Annotated in this window: 10 protein-coding genes; 7 read left to right on the forward strand and 3 right to left on the reverse strand. The window is 72.4% G+C overall.

Annotated features, from left to right (window positions below):
- Positions 1–227 precede the first annotated feature (227 nt).
- Positions 228–1,505 carry an acyltransferase gene (locus WMJ97_RS02055; protein WP_347347294.1) on the reverse strand — a complete coding sequence of 426 codons (1,278 nt, stop codon included), beginning with the start codon at positions 1,503–1,505 and terminating at the stop codon, positions 228–230.
- Positions 1,506–1,556: 51 nt separating this feature from the next.
- Here WMJ97_RS02055 and WMJ97_RS02060 point away from each other — a divergent pair, with 51 nt between their 5' ends.
- The 4 genes from WMJ97_RS02060 (at position 1,557) to WMJ97_RS02075 (ending at position 6,132) form a co-directional block, all read left to right on the forward strand.
- Positions 1,557–2,486 (forward strand): AEC family transporter, encoded by a 930-nt coding sequence (locus WMJ97_RS02060; RefSeq protein ID WP_347347295.1) that lies wholly within the window; start codon positions 1,557–1,559, stop codon positions 2,484–2,486.
- A gap of 33 nt (positions 2,487–2,519) precedes the next feature.
- Positions 2,520–3,470: a YbjN domain-containing protein gene (locus WMJ97_RS02065; RefSeq protein WP_347347296.1), complete on the forward strand. Its 951-nt coding sequence runs from the start codon at positions 2,520–2,522 to the stop codon at positions 3,468–3,470.
- Positions 3,467–3,859, forward strand: coding sequence for a pyridoxamine 5'-phosphate oxidase family protein (locus WMJ97_RS02070; RefSeq protein ID WP_347347297.1), 393 nt, complete (start codon positions 3,467–3,469; stop codon positions 3,857–3,859). The genes WMJ97_RS02065 and WMJ97_RS02070 overlap by 4 nt, the downstream gene beginning before the upstream one ends.
- An 89-nt stretch (positions 3,860–3,948) precedes the next feature.
- Positions 3,949–6,132 carry a prolyl oligopeptidase family serine peptidase gene (locus tag WMJ97_RS02075; protein ID WP_347347298.1) on the forward strand — a complete coding sequence of 728 codons (2,184 nt, stop codon included), beginning with the start codon at positions 3,949–3,951 and terminating at the stop codon, positions 6,130–6,132.
- A 67-nt stretch (positions 6,133–6,199) separates the two neighbouring features.
- On the opposite strand, the gene WMJ97_RS02080 is transcribed toward WMJ97_RS02075, so the two are convergent.
- Positions 6,200–9,190, reverse strand: a complete 2,991-nt coding sequence (locus WMJ97_RS02080; protein ID WP_347347299.1) for a hypothetical protein — start codon at positions 9,188–9,190, stop codon at positions 6,200–6,202.
- A gap of 217 nt (positions 9,191–9,407) precedes the next feature.
- Between WMJ97_RS02080 and hrpA the strand changes: the two genes are divergently transcribed.
- Positions 9,408–13,337, forward strand: a complete 3,930-nt coding sequence (gene hrpA, locus WMJ97_RS02085; RefSeq protein ID WP_347347300.1) for an ATP-dependent RNA helicase HrpA — start codon at positions 9,408–9,410, stop codon at positions 13,335–13,337.
- Between the two features lie 268 nt (positions 13,338–13,605).
- Here hrpA and WMJ97_RS02090 read toward each other — a convergent pair whose 3' ends face one another.
- Positions 13,606–14,727 carry a cytochrome P450 gene (locus tag WMJ97_RS02090; RefSeq protein WP_347347301.1) on the reverse strand — a complete coding sequence of 374 codons (1,122 nt, stop codon included), beginning with the start codon at positions 14,725–14,727 and terminating at the stop codon, positions 13,606–13,608.
- A 438-nt stretch (positions 14,728–15,165) separates the two neighbouring features.
- On the opposite strand from WMJ97_RS02090, the gene WMJ97_RS02095 reads away from it, so the two are divergent.
- Together WMJ97_RS02095 and WMJ97_RS02100 are read left to right on the forward strand one after the other, a co-directional pair.
- Positions 15,166–16,062 carry a PAC2 family protein gene (locus WMJ97_RS02095; RefSeq protein WP_347347302.1) on the forward strand — a complete coding sequence of 299 codons (897 nt, stop codon included), beginning with the start codon at positions 15,166–15,168 and terminating at the stop codon, positions 16,060–16,062.
- The gene (locus WMJ97_RS02100; protein WP_347347303.1) at positions 16,062–16,925 is read left to right on the forward strand and encodes an acyl-CoA thioesterase domain-containing protein; all 864 of its coding nucleotides are present in this window, start codon (positions 16,062–16,064) and stop codon (positions 16,923–16,925) included. The genes WMJ97_RS02095 and WMJ97_RS02100 overlap by 1 nt, the downstream gene beginning before the upstream one ends.
- Positions 16,926–16,946: the final 21 nt, after the last annotated feature.

The following is a 16,946-nucleotide window of genomic DNA, read 5'->3' on the forward strand; positions in this document are numbered from 1 at the left end:
CCGCTCATCAATCCCTCCTGGCGGTTCGCCGCCGCGGGACTCGGAGCATGTGGAGGTGTCTACCGATCCCATCCCTCGACCGGGGGCCGGCTCACGGCCCCCGGTCGAATGCTGTCCGGGCAACCCCGACCAGGGACGCCCTCGGTGCGGCCCGCGCCCCTCGCGGGAGCCGGCCTGGACGGCTGCTCATCGTTCGTGGGGCGCCTGTCACCCGGTCGCCGGAAGCCTCACACCACCGACTCGGCGCGCCCGTCGGCGGCCTTCGCCATGAGCCACGACCCCAGCCAGATCAGCAGGACGCCCGCGGTCGACCACGGCGACCGGGGGTGCAGCACCGTGCCGTTGAGCCAGGTCAGCGTGGTGCCGCTGGTGAGGATCAGGTAGGCGACGACAGCCCTTCCCAGCTTTTGGTGCGCACCGAGCGGCGGGATCAGCCGCAGATCCACCTGGGCGATCAGCGGCACGATGAGCGCGCAGAGCGCGAGCGTCATCGCCGAGATCATCAGCTGGCTGAGCAGCAGCGGCGCGAGCGGCGGGACGAGGATGCCCACGATCAGCCCGACGGCCGCCGCCAGGATGATGCACGGGATGTGCCACAGGTACACCGACATCATCAGCGCGTTGATGGTCGCGAGCGCCTTCTCGAAGCGGGGACTGACCGTGGTGAGGACCCCCGATCGTTCGACCAGCCCGAGGACGCCGCACTGGGCGAGCGCGAGGAAGGCCATGGCGAGCGTGGGCGGCTGGACGTTCGCGATCGGGATGTCGGCCAGCCCGATCGACGAGCCCGGGTAGCCGAACGCGAAGACCAACGTCGCGACCCCGCCGACCCCGGCCACCAGAGCCGCCCACGGCGTCCAACCCGGGCCGCGCCGGAACCAGCCGCGCTCGTAGGCGATGCCGAGCTGATGCACCAACGGCCAGACGAGAAGCATGTTCAGGTTGCGGATCTCGTAGTCGTCCACCGAGAACGACCACGCGTCCACCAGGGCGGCCAGCGCCGCGAGGACGACCGGCACGCGCCACCCCCACCGGTCGTGCGCGCTCACCATGGCCGGGGCGATCCCGACGATGACGAGATACACGGCGAGGAACCACAGCAACTGCATGAACTGCCGGCTCAGGGTGACGGCCGGCTCGAACCAGCCGGTCCAGGCTGCGATGGACGCCACGACGGCCCACACCGTCACGAACGACAGCAGCGGGCCCACGAGGCGACGCCCCCGGTTGGCGAGGTAGTGGCCGAAGCCGGTGTGCTGCCGCCGCGTCCGGTCGACGATCAGGGCGTGCGCGAAGCCGCCGGCCACGAAGAACACCGGGATGCACATCAGGAACCAGCTGATCAGCCACCAGGGGAAATGCGGGGGAGCCCACGGCGTCATCGTCGGGTGACCGCCCTCGAAGCCGATCTTGTACAGCAGCCCGTGGAACACGACCACCATGACGATCGAGGACGCCCGCGCGAGGTCGATGACGTGATTACGAGGGGCGCGGGCGGTGTCCATGGCAGGCACATGCTAGGCCAGGGGAGGGCATCGGGGCTTACCATTCGGCGTGTGGTCCAGGCTCTGGGGGCGTTCGCGTCCATTTGGTTGGTGATCGCCGCGGGGTGGGTCGCCGCCCACCTGCGGATCATCGACATGGGCGGCATGCGGCTGATGTCGAACATCGCATTCCTGATCGCGTCCCCGGCCCTCATGTTCAACCTCGTGGGGAGGGGTTCACTGGAGCACGCGTTCAGCCAGACGCTGATCGTCTCGGCGCTCGCGGTGGTGGTCGCCGCGACGTCCTACCTCGTGTTCGAGCGCGTCGCGCTGCACCAGGACAAGCAGGGCGACGTCATCGGCACGCTGTGTTCCTGCTACACGAACGCGGGCAACCTCGGCCTGCCGATCGCGATCAGCCTGCTGGGCGACGGCGCCTGGATGGCGCCGATCATGCTCATGCAGGTCGGCTTCATGCAGCCGATCGCGCTCGCCGCGCTCGACCTGAGCGTGGCCCGCCGCAACGGCGAACGCCTGTCGGCGCTTCGCTACATCACGATGCCGTTCCGGAACCCGATCACCGCCGGCATTCTGGCGGGGCTGGCCGTCAACCTGCTGCACCTGCAACTGCCGGAGATGGTCGCGTCGGGGGTGTCCATGGTCGGGCAGATGGCCATCCCGATGATGCTGATGGCGTTCGGCGTCTCGCTGCGGCTGAGCCCGCTTCCGGGCAAGGGGCCCCATTCTTTCGAGTTGTGGGTCACGATGGCGATCAAACTGCTCCTCATGCCGCTCGCCGCGATCGGCATCGGGATGCTGTTCGGCCTGGCTCGGCACGAGCTTTTCGCCGTCGCCGTCATTGCGGCTCTGCCGACCGCACAGAATGTGTTCGTCATCTCGGCGCGCTACCGCGTCCGCGAAATGCTCGCGCGGGACGCCGTCTTCTGGTCCACGATCCTCACGGTCCCCACGATCGTGGCGATTTCAGCGTTGCTGGGGTGATGCGCGCCACGACCGTTGGGTAGGTTGGCCGCCATGAACGACGACGGGCACACGTCGAACGTCTCCGATTTCGACCTGGAACGGAGCACCAACGAGGCTTGGGTGGGTTTCGGGGAGAAACTCGCCGAGGTGGTCTCGATGATGGACGACGGCGCCACGCTGAACATCGGGGAGATGATGTCCGGTGCGGCGGGCGGGCCGTACGTCCGTTTCCGGTGCCTGGACCACGGCCGGTTGTTGGCCGAGGCGTCCAGTAACGCCGACCTGGCCGACGGCTTCCGGTTGACCGACGAGCAGATCGCCCTGATGCAATCGCTGGGGTGGCACGCGCCCGACGAGCGGGGCGGGCGTCCGGGCAGCGACTTTTGGCAGCAGGGGGACCAGGAGGATCCGACGGCCCTCGTCGAGGACGCCGTGTCGGCATTGCGCAGCGTCTACGGCATCCCGCACCCCGCCTTTCTCGCTCCCGATCAGCTCGCCGAGATCCTGACCCCGGCGCCCGTCGAGCAGGTGCCGACGGTGGCCCGCACGGCCGGCACCGTCGTCCACTTGCCGCGCGACTGGGCCGACCTGGACGCCATGATCGAGGCCGAGCTCTCCGCGATCATCGGCCATCCGCCGTTGCGCGATTCCGACGGCGACTTCGCGCTCCGGGTCGGCTCGACGATGTTGTTCGTGCGGCCGACGTCCGACGCCCAGGAGGTCCTCCTGTTCTCCGGGCTCGTGCACGAGGTGGAGGGGCGCTCGCGCGCGATGGAGGTGCTGAGCGACCTGAACACAGATGCCCGGTACGTCCGGTTCATGCTGATCCGCGACCGGGTCTTCGTGACCATGTCGATCCTCGCGCAGCCCTTCGTGCCCGAGCACCTCCGGCAGGCCCTCAGGATCGTGTCGGTGATCAGCGACAACATCGACGACGACCTCGCGGCGAAGCTGCACGGCCGCACGACGTTCACCGAGGACGACCCGCCGGAGGAGCAGTGACGGGGTACTTCTGGGAGATCAGCCCGGACGAGTGCGGGCACCTGCTGGCGGACGCCGCGGTCGGCCGCGTCGCGTGGGCGTCCTCGCGCGGCGTGCAGGTGTTGCCGGTGACCCTGACCAGCGTCGGCGAATCCGTCTTCTTCGCCGTCGACCCGCAGTCGATCCTCGCCGAGCTCGCCGAGGGTGTGGACGCCGTCGTGCAGGTCGACGACCTTGACCCCGAGACGGCGACCGGCTGGAGCGTGCTCGCCCGAGGCCGCACCACCCGCCACGAGGGTCCTCGTCCGGCGCTGAACCCGTCGTGGGCGCCGGGCGAGCGCGGCGTCCTCGTGCGGCTCGACGTCGCGTCCCTCACGGGCCGCTCGGTCTCGGCGTCCACCGGGGACTGAAGGACGCCGCCGGCGTCCGTCTTTCGCACGGCCGGACGCCCCCGCACCCGCCCACGGACACTGTCGGACGCCGCCCCTAGACTCGGCCCATGAGCGAGTACCCGACGACGCGACGCGACGACCTGGTCGAAGACCACTTCGGCCACCCCGTCGCCGACCCGTACCGCTGGCTGGAGAACGCGGAGGCGCCCGAGACGCTCGAGTGGGTCGCCCGGCAGCAGGCCTTCACCGAGAGCGCGCTGGCGGCGCTGCCCGAGCGCGGGTGGTTCTCCGAGGTGATGGGGCGCGTCATGGCGCGTCCGCGGGCCGGCCTCCCGCACGAGCGCGGCGGCAGGTTCCTGCTCGCCCGCAACGACGGCTCGCAGGCGCAGGACGTCTGGTACGTGGCCGACTCGCTGGACGAACTGGTGGTGGGCGGGCGCGTCATCCTCGACCCGAATCGCTGGTCGGCCGACGGCACCGACTCGCTGGCGTTCGCGAGCCTCTCCGACGACGGCCGCCGGTTGGCCTACGGGGTCAGCCACGGCGGCTCCGATTGGCGCGCGATCCGCGTCCTGGATCTGGAGTCGGGCGGCGAGCCGATCGCCGAGCCCGACGTGATCGCGAAGTTCAGCGACGCCGAGTGGCTGCCCGACGGGGCGTCCTACCTGTACCTCACCTACGACCAGGCGACGCACGCGCGGGGCACCGACACCGACGAGCTGGGTCCGGCGCGCCTGATGCTGCACCGGGTGGGGGAGGCGTCCGACGAACTGGTGGTCGCGTTCGACGACGACGAACGCCTGATGCCCTGGGCCGAGGTGTCGGCCGACGGGCGCTGGGTCATCGTCATGGTCGGCCGCGGCACCGAGCGGCGCAACCGTGTGTGGGCGTACCCCCTGACGACCGCCCAGGGGCGGTCGGTGCTGGGCGAGTGCGTCCGGGTGGTCGATGAGGCGGTGGCGGAGTTCGAGTTCATCCGCACGGTCGGGTCGATCGCCCTGCTGCGCACCGACCTCGACGCCCCGCGCGGCCGCGTGGTCGCGATCGACCTCGAAGCGCCGGAGGCCGGCGTCAGCGAGGTGGTGCCCGAGTCTGCCGACACGCTGATGTCGGTGGCGGCGTCGGGCGACGAGTTGCTGCTTGTCGATCTGGCGGACGCGCAGGGTCGCCTGCGGCGGGCGTCCCTGTCGGGCATCGGGCTGGGCGACGTCGAGCTGCCGGTCGGGGCGATCGTCGCGCTGGACGCGTCGCCGAGGCGTCCAGAGGCGTACGTCGGCGTGAGCACGCTGGACGCGCCGCTCCAGGCGTTCGAGGTGGCGTCCGGGCGGGTGCGTCCGCTGGAGCTGGCCGGTTCGGTCGAGCGCATCGCGCCGCCCTACACCGTGGAGCGGCGGGTGGCGGAGAGCAAAGACGGGACGCCGGTGCCGTACTTCCTCGTCCGGGCGGCGAGCGTGCCCGGGCCGGATCCCGAGGTGGCCGAGCCGGCGCTCGACGATGGGCCGGTCCTGACGGCGACGGCCGAGCCCGAGCCGCACGCGCCCGACCAGCCGGCGCCCGAGGCGTCCCCGGGGCCGCGGCCGACCCTGCTGTACGGCTACGGGGGGTTCAAGATCCCGCTGCAGCCCGACTATCGGCCGGGCTGGTCGGCGTGGCTGGCGGCCGGGGGCGTCCTGGCGCTGGCGAACCTGCGCGGCGGGGGCGAGTTCGGCACGCAGTGGTACGAGGACGGCCGGCTCGCCCACAAGCAGAAGGTCTTCGACGACGCGATCGCGGTCGCCGAGCACCTCGTCGAGACCGGCGTCAGCTCGCCCGCGCACCTCGCCGTTCACGGGCGCAGCAACGGCGGGCTGCTCGCGGGGGCGCTCTTGACGCAGCGCCCCGACCTGTTCGCCGCGGCGCTGCCGAGCGTGGGCGTCCTCGATCTGCTGCGGTTCCACCGCTTCACGATCGGGTCGGCATGGGTCTCCGACTACGGCGATCCCGACACGAAGGAGGGCTTCGAGGCCGCCTATACGTACAGCCCGCTGCACAACGTCGACCCGGGCATCGCGTACCCGGCCACGCTGGTGTCGACGGCCGACCACGACGACCGGGTCGTCCCGCTGCACAGCTTCAAGTTCGCGGCCGCGTTGCAGCACAGCCAGGCGTCCGAGGCGCCGGTGCTGCTGCGGGTCGACTCCTCGGCCGGGCACGGCGCCGGGAAGTCGACCGCGATGGTGGCCGCCGAGTGGGCCGACCTGCTCGCCTTCGCGGCCCACCACACCCACCTGATCGTGCCGCCCGAGGGCTGATGGGCACAGCCGGGGTCCGGGCTGCCCCGGGCACCCAGCGAGCAGGGGCGATCGGCCGGCCGGCGTCTCAGCCGAGCCGGCGCACCGGACGTTCCAGCAGGCCCGCGGGCACCGGGCGCCGCTCGTGGCGCGGCTTCGCGGCCTGCCCGGAGGTGCGCGCCGAGGCTCCCGCCGCGCTCGCCGTGCCGATCAGCAGTTGCCGGTCGTCGGTCAGCGCTGCGCAGAAGGTCGTCGAGCCGCACGCGACGCCCCAGAGGGCCCCCGCCGACACGGCGCCGAGGTTGGCCCAGGACGCGCCGTTCCACTGGCGGATCGTCCCGTCGGCGCCGCTGACCAGGCATTTGGTCGCCGTCGGGCACGACACGCCCGTCAGCGGGACGCCTGCGGCGATCGTGGCTGCCGCCGCGAACGTCCGCCCGTCGAAGCGGCTCGCGTGCCCCGCGTCGTCGACCGCGACGCAGGCGGACGCGGAGGCGCAGTCCACGTCGGAGAACGCCGACGCGCCCGGCACGGTGGCCGGCGGGCTCCAGGTCGAGCCGGTCCAGGTGGTGACCCGCGCCCCGGCTTCGACCGCCGCGCAGAAGGACGCCGTCGGGCACGACACCTGCGGCGCGGAGAGCGCCGGCATCGGGCGCGGCGTCCACGAGGTTCCGTCGAACGTGAACGACTGCCCGCCCGTCGCCGTGGCCAGGCAGAACGTGGCCGTCGGGCACGACAGGGACGACGCGACCGCGTCGCCGGCGAGCGGCAGGGGGGCCGGGTCGAGGGTCCAGGTATCGCCGGCGAGGCGGGCGATGCGCCCGTCGTAGGCCAGCGCGGTGCAGTGGGTCGCGTCCGCGCACGTGACGTCGCCGGCCAGCGTGTTGCCGAACGGGTTCGTCTTGACCACCTGGCCGGTGCTCCTCCGGACGACCACCTCACCGTTGCGCGCGATCACCGCGCACGTCCCGTCGGCGGTGCAGTCTGCGGCGGCGAGGGTGTTGACGAGCAGAAGCGTGCCGCGCGACGCGGCGTCCGTGCGGCCGGCCGGCCAGAGCAGCCCGGCGGCGTCCCCGAGCATGCAGAACGTGTCCGTCCCGCAGGACGCCGCCGTCGCGGCGCCCTCGGACGCCGTCGTCCAGCGCGTCCCGTCGAAGGTCGCGCGCAGGTCGCCCGACGTCGCGGCGAGGCAGTGCGTCGCGGAGTCGCACGTCACCGTGGTGACCGGGGCGGGCAGGGAGTCGTCGAGGCGCCACGACCCGGCGTCGCGGAAGAGGCGTCCGGTCGCGTCGCCCGCGACGCACCCGTCCGCCGTCGGGCAGGCGACGGACGTCAGCAGCGCCCCGTCCGCCACCGTCGACGGCGTCCAGGAGCCACCCGCGAGGCGCCACGCGCGCCCGGTGTCGTCGACGGCCGTGCAGGCGTCGACGGTGGCGCAGGCGAGGGCGGTCGGCTGCCCGACGTCCGCCCCCAGCGATGTTGGCGCGCTCCACGACCCGGCGGCCAGGCGGCTTCCCCGGCCGGACGCGTCGACGGCCACACACGCGCCGGCCACCGGGCAGGAGAGGCCCGTGATCGAGTCGGGGCTTACGCCGGCCCGGACGAACCCGGCGCCCGTCCACGTGTAGACGGCCCCGGAGTAGGTGCCCACGGCGCAGAAGTCGGCGGTCGGGCACGAGATCGCGGTCACGCCCGCGTCGTCGACGAGCTGGGCCGGCGTCCAGGAGCCAGCCCGGTCGAAGGACACGTTGCCGTACAGGTCCCCGGCAAGGCAGAATGCGCTGCCCGCGCAGCTCACGGCGGTGATGTAGCCCTGCGGGCGTCCGAGTGAGGCCGACGCCGGGCTCCAGGAGAGCTTTGGCGGTGCGGGCGTCGGGGGTGGCACCGGGTTACCGACCACATACCCCTGGACGTCCACGATGACGTCGGTGGCCGCGTAGCTCGCGACGGTCACGACGCCCGCCGCGTTCACCCGCGCCAAGACGCTGTTCGCGACGGTCTGCCCGGCGGCGTAGTTGAGGGTCGACGTCGTGGGCCCCGTCCCGGACGGATAGACCGCGAGGTTGCCGGCGGCGGCGGGGTTCACCGCGGTCACGTTCACCATGACCGCCTGCACGCCCGTCGCCGGGACACCTCCGGCGCCGGTCACCTTCACGTCGACCGTGCCGCGCGCGGGGAGCCGGCGGGCGGGCGTCCGGGTGTCGAGCCGCCGGGACGGCGCGAGGCCCACGTAGTCGCTGCCGTTCTTGAAGTAGCCCGCGACGTCGACGATCACGTCGGTCGCGCCGTAGCTGCGCAGCGCAATCTGGCCGTTCGTGCCGACCTTCGTGACCGCCAGCGCCGGGACGGTCTGCCGCGCCGTGTAGTTCAGGTTGGACGCCGTCGGCACGGCCGCGCCGGCCGGGAAGACGGCCAGGTTCCCGGCCCGGTCGGGGTTCACCGCGGTCACGTTGACGGCGACGCCGCTCACGCCCGTCGTCGGGACGCCTCCGCGCCCGAGCACGGAGACGGTCTTCGTCACTCCGGACGCCAGCCGCGTCGCCCCGAGCCGCGTCCGCGTGTCGACGATCCGGGCGGGCGTCAGCCCGACGAAGTTGCCGCTGCCGGCGGGGTAGTACCCGGCGACGTCGAGGAGCACGTGGGCGCTGGCGTAGGTGTAGACGCTGAGGCGTCCGCCGGTGCCGAGCTTCACGATCGCCTGGTTGGCGACGGTCTGCCGGGCGACGTAGTTCACGTTGGACGCCCCCGGCAGCCCCGTGCCGGCGGGCCAGACGGCCGCGTTCCCGGCGCCTGCGGCGTCCACGATGGTGAGGTTCACGACGACGGCCGAGGCTGTCGCCGGGACGCCGCCGCGCCCGCCGACCTGGACGGTGACGGTGCCCTTCGCGGGGACGGGCGTCCGGGTGGCGATGCCGTTGGCGGCGCGCGTGTCGAGGAGGCGGACCGGCGTCAGGGCCGTGTAGGGCCCTGGCAGGGCCGCCTGGGCGGGCGGCGCGGCGGCGACCGCGCCGGCGAGGCTGCCGACAAGCAGCGCCACGGCGGTGGCGATCCGCAGGATCAGGGGAGCGGGACGTCGCATCGCAGTTCTCCGGTTCCGGGCGGCCGGTGCCGCCTGCTGCGGGCATCGTAGAGACACCTGGCGAGCCGAACCGCGAAACCGCGCTGCGGTTGCGGATTAGTTTTTCGCTTTCACAAGCGTCGGACGCCCGTTCTCGGCCCCGGCCCGACGCGTTCCGGTTGGCGACGCCCCCGACGCGCTCGGCTGCGCGGCGGCGTCCGGCTACCATGGACCGGCTATGCCCGCCGAGACGTCGCCCGTGGCCGCCGAGCCCACCATCGCCTTCGACCCCACGCTGCCGATCAGCGCGGCGGTCGACGAGATCCGCGCGGCCCTGGACGCCCACCAGGTCGTCATCGTCGCCGGCGAGACCGGGTCGGGCAAGACGACGCAGTTGCCGAAGATCTGCCTGCTCGCCGGACGCCGGCGCATCGGGCACACCCAGCCGCGGCGCATCGCCGCGCGGACCGTCGCCGAGCGCATCGCGCAGGAGATGGAGGTTCCGCTGGGCGACACGGTCGGCTACCAGGTGCGGTTCACGCGGCACGCCGGCCGACGGACCGCGGTGAAGCTGATGACCGACGGCATCCTGCTCGCCGAGATCGCCCACGACCGCGACCTGCGCCGCTACGACACGATCATCATCGACGAGGCGCACGAGCGCAGCCTCAACATCGACTTCCTGCTCGGCTACCTGAAACAGCTGCTGCCGCGGCGTCCGGATCTGAAGGTCATCGTGACCTCCGCGACCATCGACACCGCGCGTTTCAGCGAGCATTTCGACGACGCGCCGATCATCGAGGTGTCCGGCCGGACGTACCCCGTGGAGATCGTGTACGACCCGCCGCCCGAGGGGGACGCCGACCCGATCGACGGCATCTGCGCGGCGGTCCGGCAGCTGCATGCGCTGGGGGAGGGCGACATCCTGGTCTTCCTGTCCGGCGAGCGCGAGATCCGGGACACTGCCGACGCACTCGCCGCCCTCGACCTGCGCGCGACCGGGATCCTGCCGCTGTACGCACGGCTCTCGGCCGCCGAGCAGCACCGCGTCTTCGCCCCGCACGCCGGCACGCGGGTGGTGCTCGCGACGAACGTGGCCGAGACGTCGCTGACCGTGCCGGGCATCCGGTCGGTCGTCGACCCGGGCTTCGCGCGCATCTCCCGCTACTCGGCGCGGACGAAGGTGCAGCGCCTCCCCATCGAGCCGATCTCGCAGGCGTCCGCCAACCAGCGCGCGGGCCGCTGTGGCCGCGTCGGCCCGGGCATCTGCGTCCGCCTGTACTCGCAGGAGGATTTCGAGGCCCGGCCCGAGTTCACCGAGCCCGAGATCCTCCGCACGAACCTCGCCAGCGTCATCCTCCAGATGGCCGAGGCGCGGCTCGGCCCGATCGAGCGGTTCCCGTTCGTCGAGGCGCCGGACGCCGCGCAGGTCCGCGACGGGCTGCGGCTGCTCACCGAGCTGAATGCGCTGGAGCCGCACGAGCGCGGGGACGCGGGCGTCCGGCTGACGCCCACCGGACGCCTGCTGGCTCAACTGCCCGTCGACCCGCGGCTCGGGCGCATGCTGGTGCAGGCGTCCGAGGAGGGCTGCCTGAAGGACGCCACCGCGATCGTCGCCGGGCTGGCGATCCCCGACGTGCGGGAGCGTCCGGCCGAGCACCAGGCCGAGGCGGACGGCCTGCACCGGCGGTTCTGGCGTCCGCTGGAGGCCGGTGGTGACGACGCCGAGCGGGACGCGTCCGACATCGCCGCGTTGCTGCGCCTGTGGAAGTACCTCCGCGGACGCCGCCGCGAGCTCTCCGGCAGCGCCTTTCGCCGGTTGTGCCGCGACGAGTACCTGAGCTTCCTGCGCATCCGTGAGTGGCAAGACCTGACGACCCAGCTCCGCGAGGCGACCCGCGACCTGAAGATGGGCGGACGCCGTGAGCGGGCGTCCGGGGGGCGCGATCAGGCGGAGTCCCCGTCCGGCAAGCGCGGACGCCGCGGCCGGGCGGCGGAGAAGGCGTCCGGGACGCCGAAGGGCGGGGAGGCGACGGGGGAGACGGCCGGGCGGGCGCCGATCGACTGGGACGGCATCCACCGCAGTGTGCTGGCGGGCCTGCTGTCGCACGTGGGGCTCATCGACGTCCGGACGACGGCGCGGGAGAACCGCGGGCCGCGCCGGGGGCGGCGTCCGATTCCCGAGTACGTGGGGGCGCGCGGCGTCCGGTTCGCCATCCAGCCGGGCTCGGCGGCCGCGAAGGCCACGCCCGAGCTCGTGATGGCGGTCGAACTGGTCGAGACATCGCGGTTGTGGGCGCGGACGGTCGCGCCGATCCGGCCCGAGTGGGTCGAGCAGGTCGGCGAGCACCTGCTGAAGCGCAGCTACTCCGAGCCGCGCTGGTCGGCGTCGGCGGGCCAGTGCGTCGCGACGGAGAAGGTGAGCCTGCTCGGCGTCCCGATCGTCGCCGACCGCACGGTGAGCTATGGGCGCATCGACCCGGTCGTGGCGCGGGAGGTGTTCATCCGCTCCGCCCTCGTCGAGGGGCAGTGGCGGACGCGGCACCACTTCTTCGCGCGGAACGAGCGCGTCCGGCGCGAGGCCGAAGACCTGGAGGAGCGCACCCGGCGCCGCGACCTCGTCGTCGACGACGCCGCGATCTACGCGTTCTACGACGCGCGCGTCCCGGCGGGCATCACCACCGTCGCCCATTTCGACCGCTGGTGGCGCGACCAGCGGCGGCGCGACGAGCACGTGCTCGACCTGACGATGGACGACGTCCTGGACGCCGACGCCGACGAGGTCGACTCCGGTGATTTCCCGGAGGTCTGGACCGTCGGCGGCACCGACGTCCCGGTCAGCTACACGTTCGACCCCGGCACGCAGAGCGACGGGGTGTCCGTCGACCTGGACGTCTCCGTCCTCAACCAGGTGGACGCCGCCCCCTTCTCCTGGCAGGTGCCGGGCCTGCGCGCCGAGCTCGCGACCGAGATGATCCGGCGGCTGCCCAAGCAGCAGCGGGTGCATTTCGTGCCCGCCCCGGACTGGGGACGCCGCGCCGTCGAGCACCTGGGCGAGCCGCGGCCCGGCGAGCCGTTCCCCGAGGCGTTGGCCCGCGCGTTGACCGCGCTGTCGGGGCGGCCGGTCGAGGCGTCCGAGTTCGACGTGGATGCCGTCCCCGAGCATCTGCGCGTCACGTACGTCGTGACGGACGCGACGAAGCCGCCGGCGGCATCTGAACTGGGCTCTGGCAAGGACTTCGGTGCCCTGCGCAAGCAGTTCGCGCCCGCGCTGAACGCGCGGCTGAATCGAGCGGCGCCCGGCGTGACACACGCGGGGGCGACGTCGTGGGAGTTCGGGACGCTGCCCGAGGAAGTCGAGCTCGCCGGGGGCGGGTCGCCTCTGCTGGGGTACCCCGCCCTGGTCGACCAGACGACGTCGGTCGGGGTGAAGGTGGCGAACACGCGCGAGCGGGCGCGCCGGTGGCAGGCGTCCGGGTTGCGGAGGCTCGTCACCCTCGCGAGCCCCGACCCGACGAAATCGGTGTTCGCGCGCATGGGCAACGAGACGAAGTTCGCGCTCGCCGCGGGGCCTTACCCGAGCACGAACGCGGCCCTCGCGGACGCCCGCCTCGCCGCGACCGGGGCGCTGCTGCTCGCCAAGGGCGTCGACGCCGACGCCGTCCGGGATGCCGACGCCTTCCGGCGCGCTGTGGACGCGGTACGTCCCGACGCCGCGGACGCCATGCAGCGCATCGTCGCGACGACCGGGCGTGTCCTCGTCCGGACGCAGGCGGTCGAACGGGCCCTGCAGGGGCGTCCGGACGACGACTCGGTCGGCGACGTCCGCGCCCAACTCGGCAACCTGGTGTTCCCGGGCTTCGTCGCCGCGACGCCAGAGCCCCACTTCGGACGCCTCGAGCGGTACGTCCACGCCATCGAGCGCCGCATCGAGGGTTGGCGAACGCATCCCGCCCGCGAGGCGCAGAACCTCGGTCTGATCACCGACCTGGAGGACGCCTACGCCGCCGCCGTGGAGCGCTACGACGTCGGCGACCTGCCGACGGACGCCGTCGAGGTGGGCTGGCTGCTCGAGGAGTTGCGCGTGAGCCTCTTCGCCCAGTCGTTGGGGACCGCCCAGCCGGTCTCCGCCAAGCGCGTCCGCGCCGCGATCGCGGCGCTCGGGTGAGAGTGGCGTCCCTGCTCGCCTGAGCGCCGGCCTTCTGGCATGGGCGTGACCTGCCCATGAAGATGGGCGGCTCCGGACGCCGGCGCTGGGCGTCAGCTCCTGCCGCCGGCGGTTCGCCGTCCGAGAGGAGGCACGCCGATGCCTGTGGCTTGCTCACACCTCGTGGGCAAACCACAGCATTGCCCGCTCACGCTTCCAGGACGGGCCCTGATGCCCCACGTCGGAGGACGTCCCGCACCGGCAGCCGGGCCGTTGCGGGCTCGGATGCTCAGCGAAGCCGCAGCGGCACGACCGCGTAGCCGCCCACCGGCGGCTGCTCGCGTTCGCGGGGGCGCTCCGGATCCGACTCGATCGCGGACGTCGCGGCCAGCAGCGCGCGCACGAAGACGCGCAGTTCCAGCGTCGCGAGGGGACGCCCCGGGCACACGTGCTTCCCGATGCCGTAGACGAGGTTGTACGGAGCGTGGGCGTCGGGATCGAAGGCGTCCGGGTCGTCGAAGATCTTCGGGTCGCGGTTCGCGGCGCGCCAGTGCAGGCTCAGCCGGTCCCCGGCGGCGATCTGCTGCCCGCCGAGGCAGACGTCCGCGGTGGCGACGCGGCGGTTGGCGACGAACGGGTCGTCGATCCGCAGGATCTCGTCGACCACCGCGTCGAACTCGCGGTCGCTCACGCCGTCGCGGAGCCGTGTCTGCACTTCGGGATGATCGGCCAGGTAGGCGCACACCACGCCCGCGCACAGGGCCATCGAGCCGAGGTCGCCGCCGGTCCAGTTGCGCAGGATCGAGACGATCTCCTCCTCCCGCAGCGGCTTCCCGAGGACGGTCGTGTTCATCAGTTCGGCGGTGATGTCCACCGGGACGCCCGCGACGCCGCGACGCTCCGCCAGCAGCGACCGGATGATCGCGTCGAACCGCTCGGCCACCTCGGCCGTCCGGGCCCGGTCGCCGGAGCGGGTCGCCGCGTGGTTGTCCCGCATCCAGGCGAGAAGGTCCTCCTCGAGGTCGGCCCGCCAGCCCAGCCAGACGCTCTGGGCGCGCACCGCGTAGCGGGCGCCCGCCTCGACCGCGTCCAGCGAGCCCGGCACGTCCAGGGCCTCCACGAGTTCGGCCGACACGCGACGCAGCTCGGGCTCGACGGCGTCCATGCGATGGGCCGTGAAGAACTCCTCGACCAGCGCCCGGTAGGCGGTGTGCGTCGGCCCGTCGAGGCCGTTCGGAACCTGCAGAAAGCGGGACGCCGCGTTGCTGAACGTGCGATCGTCCAGCGCCGCCCCCTGGACGTCGGCGTGGGAGGTCAGCGTCCACGTGCCCCGCTCGTCTCGCCTGACGGGGCTGGGGCTGATGCGCGGCGGCGCATCGGGGGACTCGTGCGGTGCGGGCTCGTCGGACATGGTGCCCATCTTGTCGCGGACAGCCCCCGATCACCGGCGATTCGGGATCGTGGACGGGACCGCGCTCCTCCGGGCGGCCGCGCCCGCAAGCTCACGCTAGCTCGGAAACATTCCGGCTTGATCAGGCCACTTCTGCCGGACGCCGGGATGTTCCTCGGTACCAAAGTGCCGTCTGCCTCCGCCTTTCGTCGCGAGCCTCCGGACGCCGCTGTCGGACGTCCCCCGAGCCCCGTAGTTTGGACATCGGCAATACCCCGCCCGGAGGGGCCGGACCAGGCACCGGCCCCTCCGAACATTCTCGCCAGCCATCCCACCCCTTGATCGCGGCCGCCCGCGCTGGCCCGTCCTTGCTGGTCCACCGGCAGCCCGGTTACTTCTCTCGCTCATCGCGGACGTCGACCTCCCGGCCGTGTCGTTCCCGGGCAGTAGAGTGACGCCATGTTGGATCCCGAGGCGCTGTACACCACGAACGCCGACCAGTGGGATGTGGTGGCCGGGCATGCACCGGTCATGCTGCACCTCCTGCAGGGCTACGTGGATGCGGGCGGCGTCTCCCGCAACCTCGCCGAGCATCTGCTGATGCAGTGCCCTCACGAGGTCGTCGCCGAGTTCGACTGCGACCAACTGCACGACTATCGCTCGCGGCGTCCGCCCATGACGTTCGACGTGAACACCTGGGTCGAGGTGGAGATGCCTCGCCTGGTGCTGCACCGCATGACGGACGACGCCGGCCGTGACTTCCTGCTGCTCGAGGGGCCCGAGCCCGACTCGCAGTGGGAGCGCGCCTGCACGGCCATTCTCGACCTTGCCGGCCGGCTCGGCGTGACGCAGTTCGTCACCGCGACGGGCACCCCCTTCGGCGTCCCCCATACGCGCCCGGTTCTGGTCACCGCACACGCCACGTCGCCCGAGCTGGTGGGGGAGAACCCGATGCCCTTCGAGCGCGTCCAGGTGCCGGGCAGCTTCTCGACGCTGCTCGAATACCGGGCGGGCCAGCGCGGCTTGCTGGGCCGCGGGTTCGTCACCTACGTGCCCCATTACCTCGCGCAGGGCGCGTTCACGCCCGCCACGGTGACGGCGCTCGATCGCGTGATGGACGCCGCCGGCCTCGTCCTGCCGCGCGACCCGCTGGCGGGCACGGTGCAGGCGACGCTGGACGCGTTGGAGAACGAAATGGCCGGCGACGAGGATCTGCCGGCGCTGATCGCGACGCTGGAGGCGCAGTACGACGACCTGGCCCGGCAAGGGCAGCGGTCGGTGCCCTCGGCGGACGAGATCGGCGCGGCGGCGGAGCGCTTCCTCGCCGAACGGGACGACGAGGGGGAGGGGTCCTGATGCCACAGACGGTCCAGGAATTGGTCGAGTTGCTCGAGTTGGAGGAGGTCGACCATCTCCGCTACCGCGGGCAGGATCCGCGGACCACGATGCAGCGCACCTACGGGGGGCAGGTGATGGGCCAGGCGCTGTCGGCGATGTACTCCACCGTCCCCGACGGCCGGCTGTGCCACTCGCTGACCGGCTACTTCTTGAGGCCGGGGGTGCCGAAGGCGTCGATCGACTATCAGGTCTCGGTGATGCTGGACGGAGGGTCGTTCTCGAACCGGCGCGTGGTCGCCGAGCAAGAGGGGCGGCCGATCTTCGTGATGGCGGCGTCGTTCAAGACCCCGGAGGACGGGTTCGAGCACCAGATCAGCGCCTTCCAGCCGCCGCCCCCGCCCGAGGATTGCCCGCCGTTGGCCGACGTGCTCGCGGTCCGGTCGAGCCGGGCGAAGCGGGCGTGGATGCAGGAGTGGGCGGCGCTCGACGTCCGGTACGCCGACAGCTCGCTGACCAGCGAACTCGACCGCAACGCCCGGCTGCTCGTCTGGGTGAAGACGGCCGACGACCTTCCGGCAGATCCGCGCGTCCACCAGCAGGTGCTCGCCTACGCGAGCGACCTGACGATCCTGGCCGTCAGCACGCTTACGCATCCGGTGGACTTCTACAGCCCGCAGATGCAGGTGGCCACGATCAACCACTCGATGTGGTTCCACCGCCCGATCCGGGCGGATCGCTGGGTGCTCTACGACCAGGCGTCCCCGAACGCCTCGAACGCGCTCGGGCTGTCGATGGGACGCCTCTACGCCGGCAAGACGCTCGGCGCCTCGTGCGCACAAGAGGGGCTCATCCGGATGACGAAACCGGACGAGCCCCTCTGATGGGCCGGCGAGCCTGGGGTG

The sequence above is a fragment of the Nigerium sp. genome, assembly GCF_039811905.1.
Classification (GTDB): Bacteria; Actinomycetota; Actinomycetes; order Propionibacteriales; family Propionibacteriaceae; genus Propioniciclava.